Annotated in this window: 13 protein-coding genes and 1 tRNA gene; 5 read left to right on the top strand and 9 right to left on the bottom strand. The window is 70.3% G+C overall.

Annotation, left to right across the window (positions count from 1 at the left end):
- Positions 1 to 2: 2 nt before the first annotated feature.
- Genes SD455_RS00460 through mptB (SD455_RS00450) form a run of 3 tightly spaced genes read right to left on the bottom strand, consistent with a single transcriptional unit; the run spans position 3 to position 4,673 of the window.
- On the bottom strand, positions 3 to 1,367 hold the full coding sequence (locus SD455_RS00460; RefSeq protein WP_070160857.1) for a glycosyltransferase family 87 protein: 1,365 nt from the start codon (positions 1,365 to 1,367) through the stop codon (positions 3 to 5).
- Positions 1,364 to 3,052: a polyprenol phosphomannose-dependent alpha 1,6 mannosyltransferase MptB gene (gene mptB / locus SD455_RS00455; RefSeq protein WP_445506945.1), complete on the bottom strand. Its 1,689-nt coding sequence runs from the start codon at positions 3,050 to 3,052 to the stop codon at positions 1,364 to 1,366. Before mptB (SD455_RS00455) ends, SD455_RS00460 begins: the two co-directional genes overlap by 4 nt.
- Complete coding sequence (gene mptB, locus SD455_RS00450; protein WP_445506944.1) at positions 3,045 to 4,673, bottom strand: polyprenol phosphomannose-dependent alpha 1,6 mannosyltransferase MptB; 1,629 nt, start codon at positions 4,671 to 4,673, stop codon at positions 3,045 to 3,047. The genes mptB (SD455_RS00455) and mptB (SD455_RS00450) overlap by 8 nt, the downstream gene beginning before the upstream one ends.
- A gap of 170 nt (positions 4,674 to 4,843) precedes the next feature.
- Here mptB (SD455_RS00450) and orn point away from each other — a divergent pair, with 170 nt between their 5' ends.
- The 4 genes from orn (at position 4,844) to rpf (ending at position 8,405) form a co-directional block, all read left to right on the top strand.
- Positions 4,844 to 5,374: an oligoribonuclease gene (gene orn / locus SD455_RS00445; RefSeq protein ID WP_085437298.1), complete on the top strand. Its 531-nt coding sequence runs from the start codon at positions 4,844 to 4,846 to the stop codon at positions 5,372 to 5,374.
- Positions 5,375 to 5,542: 168 nt separating this feature from the next.
- Positions 5,543 to 5,618 (top strand) — tRNA-His (locus SD455_RS00440).
- Between the two features lie 328 nt (positions 5,619 to 5,946).
- Positions 5,947 to 7,266 carry an FAD-binding protein gene (locus tag SD455_RS00435; protein ID WP_085437297.1) on the top strand — a complete coding sequence of 440 codons (1,320 nt, stop codon included), beginning with the start codon at positions 5,947 to 5,949 and terminating at the stop codon, positions 7,264 to 7,266.
- A 392-nt stretch (positions 7,267 to 7,658) separates the two neighbouring features.
- Positions 7,659 to 8,405, top strand: a complete 747-nt coding sequence (rpf, locus tag SD455_RS00430; RefSeq protein WP_445506943.1) for a resuscitation-promoting factor Rpf — start codon at positions 7,659 to 7,661, stop codon at positions 8,403 to 8,405.
- Between the two features lie 188 nt (positions 8,406 to 8,593).
- Here the strand turns inward: rpf and SD455_RS00425 are convergent, their stop codons facing one another.
- The 4 genes from SD455_RS00425 to leuS all read right to left on the bottom strand — a co-directional run bounded on the left by SD455_RS00425 (position 8,594) and on the right by leuS (position 15,986).
- A complete protein-coding gene (locus tag SD455_RS00425) occupies positions 8,594 to 11,308 on the bottom strand; it encodes a ComEC/Rec2 family competence protein (protein WP_445506942.1) in 2,715 nt (904 codons plus the stop codon).
- Positions 11,305 to 12,249, bottom strand: a complete 945-nt coding sequence (locus SD455_RS00420; protein WP_445506941.1) for a helix-hairpin-helix domain-containing protein — start codon at positions 12,247 to 12,249, stop codon at positions 11,305 to 11,307. The genes SD455_RS00425 and SD455_RS00420 overlap by 4 nt, the downstream gene beginning before the upstream one ends.
- Before the next feature lie 208 nt (positions 12,250 to 12,457).
- The gene (locus tag SD455_RS00415) at positions 12,458 to 13,318 is read right to left on the bottom strand and encodes a DegV family protein (RefSeq protein ID WP_445506940.1); all 861 of its coding nucleotides are present in this window, start codon (positions 13,316 to 13,318) and stop codon (positions 12,458 to 12,460) included.
- 142 nt (positions 13,319 to 13,460) lie between these two features.
- The gene (gene leuS / locus SD455_RS00410) at positions 13,461 to 15,986 is read right to left on the bottom strand and encodes a leucine--tRNA ligase (RefSeq protein ID WP_311024226.1); all 2,526 of its coding nucleotides are present in this window, start codon (positions 15,984 to 15,986) and stop codon (positions 13,461 to 13,463) included.
- 282 nt (positions 15,987 to 16,268) lie between these two features.
- On the opposite strand from leuS, the gene SD455_RS00405 reads away from it, so the two are divergent.
- The gene (locus tag SD455_RS00405; protein ID WP_445506939.1) at positions 16,269 to 17,240 is read left to right on the top strand and encodes an alpha/beta fold hydrolase; all 972 of its coding nucleotides are present in this window, start codon (positions 16,269 to 16,271) and stop codon (positions 17,238 to 17,240) included.
- A gap of 67 nt (positions 17,241 to 17,307) precedes the next feature.
- Here SD455_RS00405 and SD455_RS00400 read toward each other — a convergent pair whose 3' ends face one another.
- On the bottom strand, positions 17,308 to 19,299 hold the full coding sequence (locus SD455_RS00400) for a primosomal protein N' family DNA-binding protein (RefSeq protein WP_445506938.1): 1,992 nt from the start codon (positions 19,297 to 19,299) through the stop codon (positions 17,308 to 17,310).
- A 218-nt stretch (positions 19,300 to 19,517) separates the two neighbouring features.
- Positions 19,518 to 20,717, bottom strand: a complete 1,200-nt coding sequence (metK, locus tag SD455_RS00395) for a methionine adenosyltransferase (protein ID WP_070160294.1) — start codon at positions 20,715 to 20,717, stop codon at positions 19,518 to 19,520.
- Positions 20,718 to 20,770 lie beyond the last annotated feature (53 nt).

The following is a 20,770-nucleotide window of genomic DNA, read 5'->3' as shown; positions in this document are numbered from 1 at the left end:
GGTCACCAGCGCACGTGCAGCGCCGTCCGGAGACCCAGCCCGGGCAGGGCGACGACGTCGGGACGACCGGCGAGCACCCCGGCCAACGGGTCATAGGCCGTGCCGGGAGAGGCGGGTGTGCTGGTCGCGTCAGAGCGCACCACGTCGAGCTCGGGATGCAGAATCTCGCGGACCACCTGCACCATCAGGTAGATGACCGCGGCCATATGCAGCACGATCCCCAGGCCATAGGCGCCCTCGATGAGGTGATGTCCCGCGCCGATCTCCCCACCCGAAGTGATCTTCGCGCTCATCAGCCAGACGGCGGCCCAATGGAAGACCTCGGCGGCCTGCCAGACCACGAACGCACGCACCCGCGGTCGGGCCAGCACCACCAGCGGGATCAGCCACATCACGAACTGCGGGGAGTAGACCTTGCCGAGCAGGATGAAGCTGGCCACGATCAGGAAGCACAGCTGCGCCATCCGAGGGCGCGTCGGCGCCGCCCAGGCCAGGTAGGCCACTCCGAGGCAGCACAGCAGGAACAATCCGTTGGAGAGCAGCGAGAAACCTTCTCCGTCGAGACCGAGCCAGCCGAAGGCCAGCCACATCGAGGAGAAGCTGACCTCCCGCTCGGAGGAGAACCGGTAGAACGTGGCCCACTGGTCGAAGGAGGTCACCATGAACGGGAGGTTCACCGCTGCCCAGGTCACCACGGCCGCCACCAGGGTGGCCGCCGCCGAGCGCAGCCGGCCCGCCCGCAGGCACAGCACCAGGACGGCGCCGAAGAAGAACAGCGGGTACAGCTTCATGGCCGCTCCCAGCCCGATCAGCACCCCTGCCCAGACGGGGCGGCCGCGGCCCCACAGCAGCAGCGCCAGCGCCCCCAGGAACACCGCCCACATGTCCCAGTTGACCGACAGTGTGAGGATGATCCCCGGTGCCAGGGCCACCAGCAGCGCATCGGACCGGCGGCGCCCCGCGGAGAACGCCGTGGCCAGGACCGTGCCCAGCCAGCAGAGCACCACCAGGGCATGGTTGAGGTCGTAGAAGGCCAGCACCCGTTCGTGGCCCTCTCCGGTGCCGGGCACGAGCATCGAGACCAGCCCTGCCACCACACCGATGAGCACCGGATACTCCATCACCTGGTCGGTCGGCACATCGTCCACGAAGGGGAAGCGTCCGTCGGCCAGGCCTCGTTCGGTGAACAGCAGGGAGAAGTCCGAATAGCACATGTGCACGTGCTGCCCCGGGTCGATCCACCCGTTGACCCGACACCACTGCACCGCCAGCACCGAGAGGGCCGCGCCCAGGACGGTGGCACCGAGCAGCAGCCACAGGATCCGGGAGGAGCGTGGCGTGGAACGGGTCTCGGCAGCAGGGGTCACCGTGGTCCTTCGTGTCGGTCGGGAGTCTGGGGGTCGGCGGACCCCTGCACAGCATCGGCCGCGGGGGCCATGGCCGCAGATCGGCTCAATTCTTGCAGGCCCACCCATCCGGCGGCGGCATTCCAGGCCTGTGAGGGTCGCCGCATGTCGAACAGCTCAGTGGTGTTCGGGTCGAAGATCAGCAGGTACACCAGATACACCACCGCGACGCCGGCGGCGATCCCCTGGACCACCGCGGTGTCGATCCACTGGGCCACCGAGAGCTGCCCGACCAGAGAGAGCAGCACCATCACGGTCAGCAGCAGGCTCACCAGCACCAGGGACCGCCCGCGATGGACGTGCACCACGGCGAACAGCGGCAGGATCCACAGCACGTACCACGGCTGGATGACAGTGGAGCTGAGCACCACCACGGTCAGCCCGACGCCGGCCCACAGCACCGGATTGCCCACCCGCGGCCGCAGCAGCATCCACGCCAGCAGCGCCGCGGAGATCAGCCGCGCCCCGGCGAAGATCCACGTCGCCGTCTGGTCCGCGTCCTGGCCCCAGACGACGGCGGCCGCCAGACCGAGCCCGGTGCCGAGCAGCCCCACCGGCGCCACCGGAGCGATCGCGGACCCGGCTCCCAGGGCTGCGGTGATCCAGCCCAGCCCCACGCCGAGCATGAGCCCCGCTCCGACGAGCAGCCCGGCGGCGAGGGCGCCTGCGAACACCCATTCGCGGATCCTGGCACTGTACTGGCCGGTGATCCGAGTGGGGCCACGCAGACTCAGCAGGACCGCGAAGGGCAGCACCGTCATGGCGATGGGCTTCACGGCCACCGCCGCGGTGAGCAGCAGCACGGCATAGAGGCGCCGGCGGCGCAGCGCGCAGCACATGCCCAGCAGCATCAGACCGATCATCAGCGCATCGTTGTGCGCTGCAGGCAGGAACACCAGCAGGCTCAGCGGGTTCAGCACGCACAGCCACAGCGCCCAGGCCGGTTGGGATCCGAAGGCGCGGGCCAGCCGGGGGATCGCCACCAGCATCAGCGCGATGCCCAGTACGCTGAGCAGGCGGAACAGCGCCACCGAGATCTCCGGGATGCCGCCGGAGAGGAACCAGATGAACTGGGCCAGCAGCAGGAAGAGCGGACCATACGGAGAGGGCGACTGGGCCCACAGTCCGTCAGCGCCCTCCATGAACCAGCCCGGCAGCTCGGAGACCCCCGACTCATACGGGTTCAGCCCGGCGTGCAGCACCCGGCCCTGGGCCAGATAGGAATAGACGTCCCGGGAGAAGATGGGCACGGTGAACAGCAGCGGGGTCCCCCACAGCAGCACGGCACGGCGGATGGTCGACGTCGCGCCGTCGTGCCAGCCGCCCACCCGCTGCGACAGGCGCAGCCAGGAGCGCACCAGAAGCATGGCGCCCAGGCTCAGCAGCACCGCACAGATGATGACACCGGCAGTGGTGGTGCGCAGCGGCAGCAGCAGCGGATGCACCGCCAGCACCGACGACGGCGTCATCGCCAGCCAGCCCACACCCCAGGAGCCCACCATGATCATGAGGGAGGCGAGCAGCCCCTGACGCAACGTGTGCGAGGCGGCGGCCTCCTCGCCGCCGATCAGCCAGGCGGTGCCAGGGAACGCGCCGAGCACCTCGCGGGCGCGCCAGGCGGCCCGCGAGATCAGGGTGTCACGCACGGTCCGCCCTCCGGCCGGTCCCCCACCGTGGACGCTGGAGTCTCAGCGGCGGCAGGTTCCAGCCTTCGTAGACCACCCAGCGCGTCCCCCGGTCGAGGATCCCCATCCACAGCATGCACGCCCAGGACACGGCCAGGGACAGGGCCACCATCTGCTGGTCCATCTCCAGGAACTGCCAGATGGAGAGCTGGTCGGAGGCGCCGAACGCCAGGAAGAACGCGACCGTGAACACGACCCATTTGAACTGCCAGTCCCTCCGGATGCCGGTGACCGCGAACAGGGGCAGCAGCCAGAGCAGGTACCAGGGCTGGATGATGGGCGAGAGCACCACCAGAGCGGTGAAGGCCCAGGTCATCCGCTGGACGACGTGCCGCGGGTCGCCTCGGAACATGAGGAGAAGCACGATCACCACGGACAGCAGCCGCCCGATGAGCTTCAAGGTGTCCAGGGTCCAGTAGGTGGGGATGCCCAGCGATCCCAGCACGGTGGAGAGCATCCCGTCGGCGATCCCCAGCGGCGACCAGAAGACGCTGCCGGTCCCGGTGCCGGCCATCACGGCGAGCCAGCCGAAGCCGTATCCCTGGACGACGCCCACGGCGAGCAGCACTGTGGCCGCGATGCCGGCGGTCCAGGCCCAGTACAGGAATCGCCGTCCCCACCCGGCGGCGGGCCCGGCCCAGAGCAGCCCGATGAACGGCAGCAGCACCATGGAGATGGGCTTCATGCCGATGGAGACGACCACCAGCACCGTGGCCAGCACCCCCTGTCCACGCGCGGCTGCGTAGACCCCTGCCAGTGCGAAGCCGACCATGAGCGCGTCGTTGTGGGCCGAGGAGACGAAGCTGATGATCAGCAGCGGGTTGGCCACGGTGATCCACTGGGCGCGGGCCCCGTCGACCCCGTGCAGCGCCGCCAGCTTCGGCACGTAGACCACGATCAGCACGACGCCGGCCACACAGGCCAGCCGGAACAGCAGGATTGCGAGGTCCGGACTCTCGCCGGCCACCCGCATGACCGCCGCCTCGATCCAGAGGAACAGGGGCCCGTACGGCGTCTCGGACTCGGCCCAGAGGATGTCTGTGCCCAGGTGGAACCAGTTGTCCAGGGAGGAGACCCCGGTCGTATAGGGATCCTCGCCTGCCAGGACCAGGCGCCCTTGGCCCAGATACGCGAAGACGTCCCGGGAGAAGATCGGCAGGGTGATGATCTGCGGCAGCGTCCACAGCAGGACCGCCAGGTTGACGGTGCGCAGGCTGGAGGGTCCGAAGTCTCCCAGTGCCCGTCCCAGGCGCAGCCAGGCGCGGAACATCACCCAGCATCCCAGGGTCAGGGCAAGGGTGCAGACGATGACCCCGGCGGGCTCGGTGCGCAGCGGAATGATCCAGGGATGACGGGCGATCGGCGAGATGCTGACCAGCCAGCCGACGCCGAGGGAGCCGGCGAGGACCAGCAGCGAGCCGAGGAACCCTTCGATGAGCGGTCCGCGAGGGCCTGCCGGGCGGTGGCCGGTGCGTCCCATCTCCGCGAGACGGCGTCCGACGCGGAGTGCGGTGTCGCCGAGGGCTCCACCAGGTCTGCGCTGGGCAGAGGCGGAGTCGTCGGCGTCGGCCACGTCGGTCATCCTCACGAAGATATCACCGCCGCTGCGGCCGCTGAGGCGCCGTCCGACGGGGGCGGCGGGGATAGGGTTGAGCTGTGACTGACAACAGGACTGACACCAGGACCGAGACGGCTGCTGAGAAGAAGGCCTCGCCCGCGGGCGGGAGCGCTGCCGGAGACTGGTCCGGACGCATGGTGTGGATCGACTGCGAGATGACGGGCCTTGACCCCGACACGCATGTGTTGGTGGAGGTGGCCGCGCTGGTCACCGACAGCGAGCTGAACATCCTCGGCGACGGCGTCGACGTCGTCATCCGTCCCCCGGAGGGCTCGCTGGATCGCATGGCCCCGGTGGTGCGTCGCATGCACACCGATTCCGGCCTCCTGGAGGAGCTGGAGGGCGGGGTCAGCCTCGCTGAGGCGGAACGACGCGTGCTCGACTACGTCACGGCCTGGGTCCCCGAGGCCGGAGTCGCCCCCCTGGCCGGCAACTCCGTCCACGCGGACAAGGCGTTCCTGCGCCTGGGGATGCCGAAGCTCACCGAGCACCTGCACTACCGGATCATCGACGTCTCCACGATCAAGGAGCTGGCCGCCCGCTGGTATCCGGAAGCTCGCGACGGGGCCCCGGCGAAGACCGGCAACCACCGGGCCCTGGGTGACATCCGGGACTCCATCGAGGAGCTGAAGCACTACCGGCGCACCGTCTTCCGGGCGCTCTGAGAGTCCTCGCAGCCGATGAGGCGAACATCACACCGGCCTGCGACCGGGGTCGATGTCTCATTCACTCCGAAATGTGTGTAGACTGGTTCGCGCTGCTCGAGCGCTCCGGAGGCCCGGATCGGTCGAGCAGAGATCCGAGAAGGGCCGCCAGGCCGGGACCGGAACATGGTGGGCGTAGCTCAGCTGGTAGAGCATCGCGTTGTGGTCGCGAGGGTCGCGGGTTCAAGCCCCGTCGCTCACCCCATGTCACACGAGGTGTGAACTGCGAAGGAAGAACGCATTCCTCCGCAGTTCACACCTCGTCGTCGTTTCGGGACCTTCTTTCCTGAAGGACCGCCCCGCGTTCACCGGACTCCAGTCGCCGGTCGCCGGTCGCTCCAGGGCATCCTCACCGGACATCCTGTAGATTTCATCGTTGTACATGTCGCGCCTGCGCCGTGCCGACTCCCACGCCACACGTGGACCATGGACCCGGGCCCCGTGGGGTCTGCCTCGCCTGTCGAGGCAGTGCGGGACCACGCCGCCGACGGCAGGACGACCACGCCAGAGAGTACAGCGGGAGGGCACAGCACATGAGCGCAGGGCAAGAGGCCGCAGCGGGCCACGACCAGGACGGTCCCAGCACTTCACAGAAAGCATCGGCGGAGCACAACTGGGCCGGAAACCTGACGTACCAAGCCTCTGAGGTGGCGCATCCGCGATCTGTCGACGAGCTCCATGAGGCGATGACCCGGCCTGGACGCAAGCGCCTGCTGGGCTCGCGCCACAGCTTCAACACCATCGCCGACACCACCGGGACCCTCATCTGCCTCGACCAGATGCCCGCCGTGCTCGAGGTCCACGAGGACTCCGTCACCGTCGCCGGTGGGATGCGCTACGGGGACCTCGCCCCCGCCCTGCATCAGCAGGGCTTCGGGCTGAACAACCTGGCATCTCTGCCACACATCTCCGTGGCCGGTGCCGTGGCCACCGGCACCCACGGGTCCGGCGACCGGGTGGGCACTCTGTCCTCCGCCGTGCGATCCCTGGAGATCATGGCCCCGGACGGGTCCGTGCATACACTGCGGCGCGGCGAGCCGGACTTCGACGGCGCCGTGGTGAATCTGGGCGCACTCGGTGCGGTCATCACCGTGGAGCTGGATGTCGAGCCGACCTACGAGGTGGCCCAGACCGTATTCGAAGCACCCCGGTGGGACGCAGTGATGGAGAACCTGGACGCCGTCACCGGCCTCGGGCGCAGCGTGAGCATCTTCACCACGTGGAGCCGCACCGACGTCGCGGACCAGATGTGGGTCAAGGCTCCCGTCCCTGCCCAGGTGGACCAGGCAGAGACCGATGCGCTCGTCGAGCTGCTCGACGCCCGCGTCGCCGACGGGAAGCGCCATCCGCTGCCGGGAGTCTCGGCGGCGTCCTGCTCGGAACAGGGCGGACTGCCCGGGCCGTGGTACGACCGCCTCCCCCACTTCCAGCTGGAGTTCACACCGTCAGCAGGTGCCGAGCTGCAGAGCGAGTACCTGGTGCCCCGCCAGGACGCCGTCGAGGCATTCGAGGCGGTCCGCGGACTCGCCGACCGTATCCGACCGCTTCTGCAGGCCAATGAGATACGCACGATGCGCGGCGACGACCTGTGGTTGAGCCCCGCTTTCGCCGGTGACACCGTGGGGTTCCATTTCACCTGGCACCCCGACCAGAAAGGTGTGACAGCTCTGCTGCCAGCCCTGGAGGAAGCGTTGCCGGCCTCTGCCCGGCCGCACTGGGGCAAGCTGTTCGCTCTGGACGCCACCGCCCTGCGAGCCCGTTTCCCCCGGTGGGACGACTTCGCGCGGCTACGCCGACACTTCGACCCGGACGGGCGGCTCAGAAACGACTTTCTCGCTTCGGTAGGCCTCTGACCTGGGCCGATGAATGCCTGGCTGCACCGGAGGACAGCCGCCGACACCACTCACATGTTTTTCACAGCAAGTCAGATCACGAGACGATAACGAGCCCGGATCCGCGTCATGGCGCGGATCGTCCTCGTTTCACTGCGTGTCGGCCGGGTTGACGCAATCGTTCTGAGACCTTTTACTGGGTGGCGGACATCTTCCGTGATGTTGACGTGATCTGGACGTACCGGATCGGCGACGTCGGCGTCACGGAAGCGCAGGGGCCGACAGACTCCCCGTCACCGTCCGTTCAGTCGGCCCTGTGTACGTGATCGCGATTCGACGTGAAAGAAGCTGGACGGTGACATGACGACGGCCCGGGAGGGTCCGAGTGTCGGGGACTTCGGAGCTACTGCCTTATGCAGACCACCAAGACTTTCAAGAAGATCGTGGGCGGCGGCCTGGCTGCTGCCACCCTCGCCGGCGTCGGCGTCGCTGCGGCGGCCCCCGCCGCCAACGCCTCGGGCGTCTGGGACCAGCTGGCCCAGTGCGAGTCCGGCGGCAACTGGTCCATCAACACCGGAAACGGCTACTACGGCGGCCTGCAGTTCTCCCTGCAGTCCTGGCAGGCAGTGGGCGGCTCCGGCTACCCGCACCAGGCCTCCAAGCAGGAGCAGATCCACCGGGCCGAGAAGCTCCAGGCCATCCAGGGCTGGGGCGCGTGGCCCGCCTGCACCGCCAGCCTCGGCATCTCCGGCAACCCGGGCACCTCCACCTCCTCCGACGCGGGCAGCGACGAGGCCCCGGCCGAGGAGACTCAGCAGGAGGCCCCGCAGCAGGAGGAGGCCCCGGCTGAGGAGACTCAGCAGGAGGCCCCGCAGCAGGAGGAGGCTCCGGCTCAGGAGACTCAGCAGGAGGCCCCGCAGCAGGAAGAGGCTCCGGCTCAGGAGGAGGCTCCGGCCCCGTCCTCCCCGTCTGCCCAGCCGAACACCGAGGTTGAGGTCTCCGACGAGACCTACACGATCGAGGCGGGCGACTCGCTGTCCTCCATCGCCGACGCCCTGGGCATCGACGACTGGCAGGACCTGTGGGGCGCCAACGTCGACGGCATCGACGACCCGAACCTGATCTTCGTCGGCCAGGAGCTCAAGCTCCCGGTCTTCTGATCAGCTCTCTGATCCCCCAGGACAGCGGTTCATCCCGCTGATCCGCCGCTGCCGCAGCTGAAGGCGGCTCCCCGTAGGCTCCTGACCTGTGGGGAGCCGCCTTCAGTGTGTGTCGGGGACGAATGGCTCAGTCGAGGGCGGTCAGGGCAGCACAGCTCAGGGCAGGGCTCCATGGCTCGGTACGAGCATCACCAGCGCGCCGCCAACGCGTCAGCATGCAGGGCTCCCCCACGCAGGGTCAGCACCACACCGCCGTGCAGATCCGTCCGATACACGGCGGCACCCTCAGTCCGGAGAGCCTGCAGGATCGACGGAGCCGGATGCCCGTAGGTGTTGTCCTGTCCCACGCCGATCAGGGCGACACGGGGACTGGTGTGCTCGATGGTCTCGGTGCCGCCGTTGGCGGCTCCATGATGCGCAACCTTGATGACGTCCACATGCTCCGGCATCGCTCCGGTGAGCACCGCCAGCCGTGCGGCGTCCTCCTCGAGGTCCCCGGTCGCCAGCAGGCGCAGCGGATCCTGCGAGCCGCCCGGCGCCTGAGGCTCCGCGTGGGGGTCCTGCAGCTCGAACAGCACGACGAGCGAGTTGTCGTTCGGCTCCGGATGGTGCTGATGGGCCAACCACACCTGCCACTGCACCTCTGCGACATCGTCCGCTCCCCCGCTGTGTCCGACGACGCCCTGCTCGGCCCGCCGCACGGGCACCTCACCGAGCGCCTCGGCAAGCTCAGACTCGTGATGAGGGGCCCAGTCGGCCGTGCCGCCGTGGAGTACCTCGCCGACGTCCCGTCCTCGCACCACTCCGGGGACCCCTCCGTAGTGATCTCGATGCTCATGAGTGACGAACAGCATGTCCACGGTGCCCACACCGAGACTACTCAGGCATCTGTCGGCGGCCTCCGGGTCCTCCCCCGCATCCACGACGGCGGCGGCAGTCGGCCCGGTGCGCACCACGAGCATGTCGCCCTGCCCGACATCGCACATCGCCGCCGTCCAGTCCTCAGGAGGGACGGTGAGGCCTTCCAGGGGCGCCGGGAGCACCATGGCGGCCAAGGATCCCAGCAGGGCGGCAGACAGCCACACAAGGGCTCCTGTGCGTCGCAATGCTGCCACCCCTCCCCGGGAGGCATCTCCGACGCGCCCTCCGTCCTGCGCACTGCCGGCACCACCGGCACCGCCCGCCTCGCGCCCTCCTGCCATGAGCCGCCGGGCCAGCAGGAGCACCGTCACCACGTACAGACACACCAGGACCGTCCCGGTGAGTCCCTCCGGCCACGCAGCCAGGGCACGCGGCAGGCCCGCCGCCGTCCGGCCGATCCACCCGATGGCGGCCGCCGGAAGGGCGCACAGGCCCAGCAGGCCGCCGGCGACCGGCGGCAGCGCCGGGGCCAGCAGCGCGCCCAGCAGCCCGGGCACGGTCGCCAGCGGCAGCAGCGGGGCCGCGAGCACGTTGGCGAGGACTGTATAGGTGGTCACCCCGCCGGCCAGCGGCAGCAGCAGCGGCGTGACGAACAGCTGAGCGGACACAGCCAGCGCCAGCGGACCGGCGACCACCCCGGGCAGCACCCGGGCGAAGGCCTCCTGGATGCGAGCCCCGGTCAGCACGATCCCGGCGGTCGCCGCCGCTGACAGCTGCATGGCAGCATCCACTGCGTACCAGGGATCCCAGATGAGCATGCCCAGCACGCAGACGCAGAGCAGCGAGAACGAGACCCTCCGACGTCCCGCGAACAGGGACAGTGCCCCGAGCGCGCCCATCACGGCGGCCCGCACCACGCTCGGAGCCTGATCGACCAGGCCGACGTAGAGCATCAGACCCGCCAGGGCGAGCACGAGCCCGGGACCCCGCGGCACCCGCAACAGACGCAGCAGCGCCAGCAGTGCCCCCATGACCAGTGCGCAGTGGGTCCCGCTCACGACTGTCAGATGCGTCATCCCTGCCACCTGCATGGCTTCCGACAGTTCGCGAGACTGAACACTTCTGTCACCGAGGATGAGTCCGGGCAGCAGCTCAGGACCGTCGCCCACCGTCTGCGAGGACAGCTCGATGGTCCCGCGGCGAACGTCGCTCCGCCATCCCTCCCAGGTCTCGGCCGCCCGGGCCGCGATCCCTCCGACCTGTGCTGGCGCATCCGCAACCGGCACCAGAGCACCCTCCCCGAATGGGGTCAGCAATGCTGTGCTCCTGCCTCCCGAGTCCGCAGGGGTCGACCGCACCATTCCTTCGAACCGGACGGCACGATCGGCATGATCCCGGTTGAGCCCAGCGGCCTCCGCTTCAGTGAGCAGCACGACGGCCGCGGCGTCCACCTGGCGCCACGTCGGCTCCTCTTCGCCCGAGCGAGCCGCGCCAGAGCCTGATGGAGAGGCTGAGTCGGGTGGGGAGGCTGAGCTCGGACCACGGGGCCGCTGCGCGTAGGCCCGCACGGTCACCGGCACGATGACTCGAACCGTGCCGTCAGGACCGGGGCGGACCGTCTCCCGCGCGGGCCCTGTCGGCTCGAGCTGCACCTGGACAGGAATGTCCTCGCTGACGGTCGTGGGCCATCCGCTCAGGTCGATCTGCCGCTGAGCGCCGGAACAGCTCAGTGCGACGGCGGCTCCTGCGACGCAGCACACCGCCAGCTGCACCGCCGGGGCTGATGACCGTCGTCCCCGTGGCATGAGGTGGCGCAGCAGCACCAGGACCCCGAGCAGCGCCAGACCGGAGATCCCCAGCAGAGCTCCCAGGGCTGCCGAGATCGCAGAGCTGCTGTGCACTGCGGCCCAGGCCACTGCCCAGGCCGTCGCGGCAGCGGGCAGCAGCCGAAGGTCCACCGGGCGCACAGGACCGGCGGCGTTCCCCGGAGGGTCGGTCGCCCGGCCCGCGGGGTCGTCGTCCCGTCGGTGAGCCGCGATCACCAGGTCACCTGATCGGCCACATCCTCCAGGATCGCCGGTCCGATCCCGCGGACCGCGGCCAGCTCCTCGAGCGAGCCGAAGGGACCGTGCCGGGCCCGGTGCTCCAAGATCCTTTCGGCAAGCGCCGGTCCGATCCCCGGCAACTGTTCGAGCTCTGCGGCCTCGGCCGTGTTGAGGTCCACCACCGGTGTCCCGGGCGCACCACCATCGTGGTGACCGGAGTCGTGCGGCCCCAGGGACTCAGACTCTTTCCCCTCGTCGCCGCCGTGGCCGTCCTGGACCCACGACGCCCCCGGCTCGGCGGCGTCGACGTCAGCGTGGGTCGGGACATGGATCAGCGAGCCGTCCACGAGGGGCGCGGCCAGGTTCACGACCTCCAGCGCCGCGTCCTCCTCGGCCCCGCCGGCCTGCTCCACCGCGTCATGGACCCGCGCCCCCGGGTCAAGCTCGACGACGCCCGGCTCCTGGACTGCGCCGACGACGTGGACCACCAGCTGCCCCCCGTCGTGGTCAGCCCCGTCATGGTCAGCACCGTCGTGGTCAGCTCCGTCGTGGTCAGCTCCGTCGTCACCCGTCTCATCCGAGCGCTGCTCGGGCACCTCATCCGGCCGCGTGCCCTGACCAGGGGCGGGGCCGCCCTCCGCACCGGGCGGCGTCTCCCGCGGACGCGCCTCCCCCCGCCCCGCCTCCTGGGCACCCTCCTGGGCACCCTCCTGTGCGCTGTCGAGCGCCGGCGCCTCCGGCAGCGGCTCAGACGAGGACGGGCTGCTGATCAGCCACGAGACGAGCAGCCAGGCGAGCAGCGCCACCACCAGCGCGACCGCCGCTGTGATCCGCAACCGGGTGCGTGCAGGACGTCGCAGAGCGGCCTCTCGTTCCTGCCTGAGGCGCTCCCGGCGAGAGAGCACCGGCGCCTCGTCCCAGAGCCCATGATCCTCCATGCCGTCAGGCTAGGACCACGGCGATGCACCGTTCAGCCGCGCCCCGAAGGATGTGGAGACGTCGGCGTGTCAGTCCCGCAGAGAACCCCGCTGTGGAGGACACCACAGGGCAGGACACCACAGGGCAGGACACCACAGGGGAGGACACGGTGACTCAGGCGCCCTCCGCCGACGCCGGCCTCCTCAGGACCGGGCCGCGCTCGGCCCCTCACCGCGGCGACGGCGTCAGACACACCGCCAACGCCCCCAGGCCGAGATGCGCTGCGAGCGAGGGAGGCAGGTCGACCACCGGCACCGGCCGGGCCGAGAGCCCCGAGACCCGGTCCGCCAGCTCGAGCGCCTCCGGAAGATTGCCGAAGCCGTGGACCACCAGGCGTGGGTCGTCCATCGCGGAGGCCGCCTCCTCCACGCGGGCCATGAGCCGCTCCATCGCTCGCGGCATCGTGCGGGGCCGCTCCACCAGCTGCACCTCGCCGTCTTCAAGCCCCAGAAGAGGCTTCACCCAGAGCAGGCCGCCCACCAGGGAAGCCAGGGCATTGATCCGGCCGCCTCGCCGCAGCTGCTCCAGATTCGGCACCACGAAGAAAGCGCTCGCCCCACGCGCGCACCGCTCGGCCGCGTCAGCGACGGCGTCGATCGACCCACCGCGACCAGCCACAGCGGCGGCGTCCAGCACGGCGTCCCCCAGTGCGGCGCCGGTGAGCTGCGAGTCGACGACACGCACCGGGACGCCCGCGGCCTCGGCAGCCAGACGCGCGGCGTCCACGGTGCCGGAGAGCTTGGAGGACAGGTGCACCGCCACGATGCCCTCACAGCCGGCCGCCTCGGCAGCGCGGAACGCCTGAAGGAGGCGGCCCGGAGAGGGACGGGAGGTGCGCACCGGTGCACCCTGGGCGACCGCAAGGGCCAGATCGCGCTCCAGTTCGGCACCTTCGCCGCCGCCTGCCGACGCCCCGGTCTCCCCCGCGTAGATCTGATCACCGATCATCACGGGGATCGGCACCGAGGTCACCGGGGGCCGGGCGGCGTTCAGCAGGGCCGGGGGCAGCGAGCAGGAGGAATCCGTCACCACTGCGACGCCGCCCTGCCGTCGCCGCGGCCCCCAGAGCCCGGATCGACGGGGTCCGCCGACCGTGAGGGCGTCTTCACAAGACCGGATCCAGGCTGCCAGGCCTTGGTCCCTGCGCTCCCGCGAGACCTGGTCCATCGGGTCAGCCCGTGACGACGTTGACGAGCTTCGGAGCCCGGACGATCACCTTGCGAACCCCGCCGTCGGCCTCGATGTACTTCTGGATCTTCGGCAGCGCCAGTGCGCGGGCCTCGAGATCGTCCGCCGTGATGTCCGTGGACACCTCCAGCTTGTCCCGCAGCTTGCCCTTGACCTGCACCACGGCGGTGACCGTGTCCTCGACCAGCAGAGCCTCATCGACGGTGGGCCAGGTCGAGTTCGCCACGGAGGCCTCATGCCCGAGCATCGCCCACATGTCCTCAGCGGTGTAGGGGGCCACGAGGCTCAGGATCTGTGCGGTGACCTCCGCCCCCTCCCGCACCGCGGCGTCGGCCGCGCCGGCCCCGGAGTCGATCTCCTTGCGGATGGCGTTGACCAGCTCCATGAGCCGCGCCACGACCACGTTGAACTTCTGGTCCTCGAGCAGCTGCTCCACCTCGTGGACGGTGCGGTGGGTGACCGCACGCAGTGCTGCGGTCCCGCTGGTCGGATCCGTGCCGGGGGCGCTGGCCACATCCTGGGCCACACGCCACGCCCGGGCCAGGAACTTCGCCGACCCGGCCGGCGAGACGTCGGCCCAGTCGACATCGTCCTCGGGCGGTGAGGCGAAGACCATGGTCAGCCGGACCGCGTCGACGCCGTAGGCGTCCAGCTGCTCACCGAGGTCGACACCGTTGCCCAGCGACTTCGACATCGCCTTGCCGCCGTTGAGCACCTGGCCCTGGTTCATCAGCGCCTTGAAGGGCTCGTCGAAGCGGATCAGGCCCATGTCATGGATGACCTTGGTGAAGAAGCGTGCATAGAGCAGATGGAGGATGGCGTGCTCCACGCCGCCCACATACTGGTCCACCGGCATCCATCGGTCGGCCTCGGACGAATCGAAGATGCGCTCGTCGTTCTGCGGGTCCAGGAATCGCAGGAAGTACCAGGAGGAGTCCACGAAGGTGTCCATGGTGTCAGTGTCCCGGGTGGCAGGCTCACCGCACGAGGGGCAGTCCGCCGTGACCCAGTCGCTCGCCGCGGCCAACGGGGACTGGCCCTTCGGAGCCAGCTGCTCGCCTCGCAGGTCGGCCGGCAGCCGCACCGGCAGCTCGTCCTCGGGCACCGGCACCTCGCCGCAGCTGGGGCAGTGCACGATCGGGATCGGGGCGCCCCAGAAACGCTGACGGGACAGCAGCCAGTCGCGCAGCCGGTAGTTCACCGTGGCCTGTCCGAGCTGGCGCTCCGCCAGGACGTCCACCGCGCGAGCGATGGCCTCCTGCTTGCCCAGCCCCTCCCAGGCGGGCGAGTTCACCAACGTCCCTTCGCCGGCCGTGGCCGTGCCGGACACCGCGGGATCCTCTTCTCCGGTGTCCACCACGACGCGGACATCCAGCCCCATCGTCCGGGCGAACTCGAGATCCCGCTGATCATGGGCCGGCACAGCCATGACCGCGCCGGTGCCGTAGTCGGCGAGCACATAGTCCGAGGCCCAGATGGGCAGGCGCTCTCCCGTCAGCGGGTGGGCCGCGTACCGGCCCAGGAACACGCCGGTGCGCTCCCGGTCGGCCGACTGACGCTCGATGTCGGAGACCGAGCCCAGCGCCGCGCGGTAGCGCGCCAGCTCCTCCCGGTGCTCCTCGGTGACCAGCTGCTCGGCCAGCGCCGCATCGGCGGCGACCACCATGAACGTCACCCCGTACAGGGTGTCGGGGCGGGTGGTGAAGACCTCGATCGGCTCGACGTCGGCGCCGTCCTCGGCAGGCTCGACCTCGTACCGGACCGTCGCACCGGTGGAGCGGCCGATCCAGTTGCGCTGCATGCTCAGCACGCGCTCCGGCCATCGTCCGGCCAGCTGCTCCATGTCGTCGAGGAGCCGGTCCGCGTACTCGGTGATCTTGAAGTACCACTGGTTCAGGGCCTTCTTGGTGACCTGAGTGCCGCAGCGCTCACAGGCGCCGTCGACGACCTGCTCATTGGCCAGCACCGTCTGGTCCTTCGGGCACCAGTTCACCGGGGAGTCCTTGCGGTAGGCCAGGCCCCGGCGGTGGAACTGCAGGAACAGCCACTGGGTCCACCGGTAGTAGGACTCGTCCGAGGTGTGCAGGCGCCGCGACCAGTCCGCACTGATGGCATAGCGTTTGAAGGACGCCGCCTGGGTGTCGATGTTGGTGTAGGTCCAGTCCGCCGGGTGCGCGTCGTTCTTGATCGCCGCGTTCTCCGCCGGAAGTCCGAAGGAGTCCCAGCCGATGGGGTGCAGCACGTTGTATCCACGCAGCCGCGCATAGCGGGCCGGGATGTCGCCGATGGCGAAGGCCTCGGCATGCCCCATGTGCAGGTCGCCCGACGGGTACGGGAACATGTCCAGCACATAGCGCCGCTCGCGAGTGTCGTCGGGGTCCACCTCGAACGTGCCGTCCTCCTCCCAGAAGGGCAGCCAGCGCGCCTCGATCTCGGCGACGTCATACTGCTGGGGCTTCTCGGAGGCCTGCGCGGCCTGGGCCGCGGCGGAACCGCTCGCGTTGCTCACCTGGGGGCACCTCGTGGTCGTTCGATGGGATCGGGCAAAGGGCATCTCGGGACGTCATGGACGGGGCTCGCCGCGGTCGGCTCACCCAGCACGGTCGCAGGCAGGACCTCGTCCCGCCCCACGATCCCGTCGGGTTCGACCGCCGGCCTCAGAGACGACGTCCGGCCCACCCAGTCTAAGTGACGATGCCGACCTGAGTGACGATGCCGCCGATGCCGACCTGAGTGACGACGCCGCCGATGCCGCCGACGCCGCCGACGCCCGCACCGCTACCCTGGTGAGGTGCCGCCGTCGACGCCTTCCTCCTCTGACCTGCCCGCCGCTCCCTGGGTGCCGCATCCACGTCGCGAAGGGGAACGCCGCACCGTCCCCGTGCGGGTCCGCCTGTCCGACGGGCGCGCGGCGACCGCTGACATCACCCTGTGGCACTACCGTGCCCGGCATCAGGTCCCCGGGCCGGCGCGCCGGCTGCTGGTCATCCATGGCTTCCGAGGCGACCACCACGGGATGCAGCTGATCGTCGACGCCCTGCCCGACCAGGAGCTGCTGGTCCCCGACCTGCCGGGCTTCGGCGCCACCGCCCCGCTGTCCCACGGCGCCCACGACGCCGAGACCTACGCGCGCGTCGTGGAGGCCCTGGCCCAGGCCCTGGCACTCCACGACCAGGACGTCCTGGTCGGCCACTCCTTCGGATCCATCGTCGCTGCGGCGCACACCGCCTGGCAGCAGGGCATCCCGGAGGGCCGACGCTGGGCGGGGCTGGGACTGCTCAACCCGATCAGCGACGACGTCTTCACCGGGTCGCTGCTGCCCGGCGCCGTCGCCGTGGAAGCCTACTATCGGGTCTGCGGCCGACTGCCTGAGCCCTGGGCGCTCTCCCTGCTGCGCTCACCCCTGATCCTTGCCGTGACGAATCTCACCATGATCGTGTCGCGGGACCGGGACGTGGTCGAGCATGTGCGCCGTGAACACCGGGAGCACTTCGGCGGCTTCGCCGACCGGGACACCGTCCTGCAGGCCTACCGGTCCTCCAGCCGCACCACCGTGACCCAGTTCGCCCGCGAGCTGGACCTGCCGACCCTGCTGGTGGTCGGGGCGCAGGATCAGCTCTCCACCCTGCGCGGACGACAGCTCCTCGCCCGACTGCTCCCCCAGGCCCGACTGGAGGTCCTCCGCGGGGTGGGCCATCTGCTGCACTATGAGAAGCCTGCCCCGACCGCCCGGGCCATCCGCCGCTTCCTCAGCGAGCTCTGAAGGTCTCAAGCGTCCGAGTGTCAGCGTCCCGCCAGACACCCCCAGTCCTCGAGCCCTGAGGAGTGCCTCAGACCTGCAGGGCCGCCACGTCGTCCACGGCGATCCGCACGGCCCGATCTCCACGCTGGGCGCTCTGGGTGCGACGCAGCCGCCGCATCTCCTCAACGACCTCGGCGGCCTGCGCATAGCCGAAGAACAGCAAGTACCGGTGACGACCGTCCTCGAGCGGGCTCGGCCCGATCCAGCTGACGCCCTCGGGCAGGTTCGCCGCCCGGATGAAGGCCTCGGCCTCCTCCGGTTCCGCCGTCAGGCTCAACATGCGCTTCGCCGGGGGAAGACCGAGCTCCAGCCGACGGTAGAGCTCCCGACGGGCATAGGTGACCGGGTCCCAGCGCACCAGCGCCGCGGTGAGCTCCTCGGCCTCCGCGGTGACCACCACCGCCCCCGAGCGTGCCGGGTCAGCTCCGTGCGGCCGGACCAGAGACGCCGCACGGAACCAGCGAGCCAGGACCCTGCGCGGCACGTCCAGTCCCTCACGGCTGAGCTGGGCGTCCCCGTCGAGGAGCAGTGCGGCGGCATATCCTCCAGCGGCCACGGGCTCCACCCCGGGAGTGCTCACCACCACGGCCGGAGCCGCCGAGACCTCACGCACCGGGTGGTCCCCGGTGGAGGAGATCACCGTAGTGTTCGGGAAGGCCCGGCCAAGCTCATGCGCGGTGCGGTCCGCTCCCCTGACACCTGCCCGGAAGCGATCGTGCCCGCACTCCGCGCAGCGGTGGCCCCGGTGATGCAGCCCGCACCAGCGACACCTCAGGGTCCGGGACTGCTCATGGTGGGGCGGCAGGCTCAGCGGCCCATGACAGCTGGGACACTGCTGCCGGACGCGGCAGCGCTCGCACAGCACCGCCGGGACGAAGCCGGCCCGTGCCACCTGCACCAGCACCGGCCCGTGCTGCAGAGCCTGCTGGGCCGTGCGGTACGCCGCGGCCGGAAGCCGCGCCCCGCGTGCCATCGGGTCCCGTTCCGTGTGGTGAGAATCGGCGGTGGCCATCATCAGCGGGGAGGCCTCCCTGCGAGACTCGCGGGACGGGGCGACGTCCTGGAGCCATCCGCGCTCCACGAGGCGCTGCACCTCCAGGCTGCGGGAGGTGGACAGGAACAGCAGGCCGCATCCGGTCAGCACCGTGCGCAGCAGCGCCACCTCACGCACGTGATGGTAGGGCGCGCGCGGCTCGGCATGCGAAGGGTCGTCGTCGTCGACCACGATCAGCTGCCGCAGGCGCGGCACCGGGGCGAAGACGGCCGACCGGGTCCCCACCGCGATGCGAGCCTGCCCGTGGCGCAGGCGCAGGAACGCCCGGTATCGGGGTGTGGGGCCGACGTCGGCGGTCAGCCGGGCCACCTGCTCCGCGCCCCACACGTGCTCGAGCGCCTCCGCCACCTGCCCGACGTCGCGCGCATCGGGCAGGACCACCACGGCATCGCCGTCCTGCTCCAGGCAGCGACGCACCGTGTCCAGGATCTGGGCGACCCAGCTCTGCTCCCCATAGCCGGTCAGCGCCAGGGCCGCCTGGCGGGGTCTCGGGGTCTCGGGGTCGAACACCGGATCCGGGGCGGTCAGCCCGGCGAACTCCTTCTCCACCCGGGCCACGCGCGGGGGGATCGCCGCCCGCAGCACATCCGAGGTGACCCCGGCACCGCGCTCAGCCACCTGCCGGGCCAGCTGGAGCACCTCCGGGGACAGCACCGGGACCGCCGAGACCACCTTGTGGATCAGAGAGAGCCGGGACGCCGTCTCCGCCGCCTCACAGCGCTCGACGACGAAGCCCAGCATCTCGCGACCGGAGAAACGGACCTTCACCCTCCCCCCGGGCACGACGGCGGCGTCGTGGTCCCGCGGCACCACATAGTCGAAGGTTCGGTCCAGATGCGGGACTCCGGAGTCCAGCAGCACCCGCGCCACCGGCAGCTCCGGGGCCGCCCCCGCCGGCAGACGCGCAGGCGGCGGCGGAGCCAGGGCGTCGAGGAGCGCCGGCTGGCTGTCCTCCCGCTCCGTCATCGCCTGTCTCCCTCCACGGCACTGGGACCTGTTCACCGGATGATGCTACGCGCCCGGGCTGACAGGCACGAAGTCCCCGGTGGCCGTCTGGTGCCGGTGCAGACACGGCAGAGGCCGCACTGGACACAGAGGCCGCACCGGACACAGAGGCAGGGAGGACAGCACGCGGCCCCCGCCCTGGGGTGGGCGGGGGCCGCGTGCTGCAGGGTCGCCGGGCCTCAGGCGCCGAAGTACGACTTCAGAGCCTCGACACGGTCGAGACGCTCCCAGGGGAAGTTCTCGCCCTCACGGCCGAAGTGGCCGTTGCGGGCGGTCTCGCGATAGATGGGCCTCTTGAGGTCCAGATCCTCGATGATCCCCAGCGGGCGGAGGTCGAAGATCTCATCGATGGCCGCGGAGATGCGCGCCGGATCCACCGTCTCCGTGCCGAAGGTCTCCACATAGATGCCCACCGGACGCGCCCGGCCGATGGCGTAGGCGATCTGGATCTCGGCGCGCTCGGCCAGCCCGGCGGCGACCACGTTCTTCGCCACCCAGCGCATCGCGTAGGCGGCCGAGCGGTCCACCTTGGAGGGGTCCTTGCCGGAGAACGCGCCGCCTCCGTGCCGAGCGAAGCCGCCGTAGGTGTCGACGATGATCTTGCGGCCGGTGAGTCCGGCATCGCCCACCGGACCACCGACCACGAAGGGCCCAGAGGGGTTGATGATCTCGGAGACCGCGGAGATGTCCAGCCCGGAGGCCTCGATCACCGGCGCCACCACGTGCTCCGACATGTCAGCGTGCAGCTGCTCCTGGGCGGTCTCCTGCGTGTGCTGGGTGGAGACCACCACAGTGTCCAGGCTCACGGGTCGCGCTCCGTCGTAGCCGACCGTCACCTGGGTCTTGCCGTCGGGGCGCAGATAGTCCAGCTCACCCGTCTGCCGGACCTCTGTGAGCCGGGCCGAGAGACGGTGGGCCAGCGCGATGGGCGTCGGCATATAGGTGTCGGTCTCGTTGGTGGCGTAGCCGAACATGATGCCCTGGTCGCCGGCTCCCTGGGCGTCCCGGCGATCTTCGGCTCCGCCGCGGGCCTCCATCGAGTTGAACACGCCGGCGAAGATCTCCGGGGACTGCTGGCCGATGCTGACGGAGACGCCGCAGCGGGCGCCGTCGAAGCCGTTGGCCGAGGAGTCGTAGCCGATGTCCAGCAACGTGGAGCGCACGATCTGCGGGATCTCCACATACCCCGAGGTGGTGACCTCCCCGGCGACATGCACCAGGCCGGTGGTGGTGAGGGTCTCCACCGCGACCCGAGAGTCGGGGTCTACGGCGAGCATCGCATCGAGCACCGCATCGGAGATCTGGTCGCAGATCTTGTCCGGATGACCGATGGTCACGGACTCGGAGCTGAACAGCCGCAGTCCCTGCGGCAGGGGCATGTCAGAAGAGGCAGCGCTGGTGTTGGTCACCGGCTCATCCTACGCGAGCGGCC

It is taken from the genome of Nesterenkonia sp. K-15-9-6, assembly GCF_052656005.1.
This window is presented reverse-complemented; position numbering and strand designations above follow the sequence as displayed.

Excerpts from the sequence above, each read along its gene's own strand:
- mptB (WP_445506944.1), bottom strand. The coding sequence starts at position 4,673 with ATGACCGACGTGGCCGACGCCGACGACTCCGCCTCTGCCCAGCGCAGA.
- orn (WP_085437298.1), top strand. The coding sequence starts at position 4,844 with ATGGTGTGGATCGACTGCGAGATGACGGGCCTTGACCCCGACACGCAT.
- SD455_RS00435 (WP_085437297.1), top strand. The coding sequence starts at position 5,947 with ATGAGCGCAGGGCAAGAGGCCGCAGCGGGCCACGACCAGGACGGTCCC.
- rpf (WP_445506943.1), top strand. The coding sequence starts at position 7,659 with ATGCAGACCACCAAGACTTTCAAGAAGATCGTGGGCGGCGGCCTGGCT.
- SD455_RS00420 (WP_445506941.1), bottom strand. The coding sequence starts at position 12,249 with ATGGAGGATCATGGGCTCTGGGACGAGGCGCCGGTGCTCTCTCGCCGG.
- SD455_RS00400 (WP_445506938.1), bottom strand. The coding sequence starts at position 19,299 with ATGACGGAGCGGGAGGACAGCCAGCCGGCGCTCCTCGACGCCCTGGCT.
- metK (WP_070160294.1), bottom strand. The coding sequence starts at position 20,717 with ATGCCCCTGCCGCAGGGACTGCGGCTGTTCAGCTCCGAGTCCGTGACC.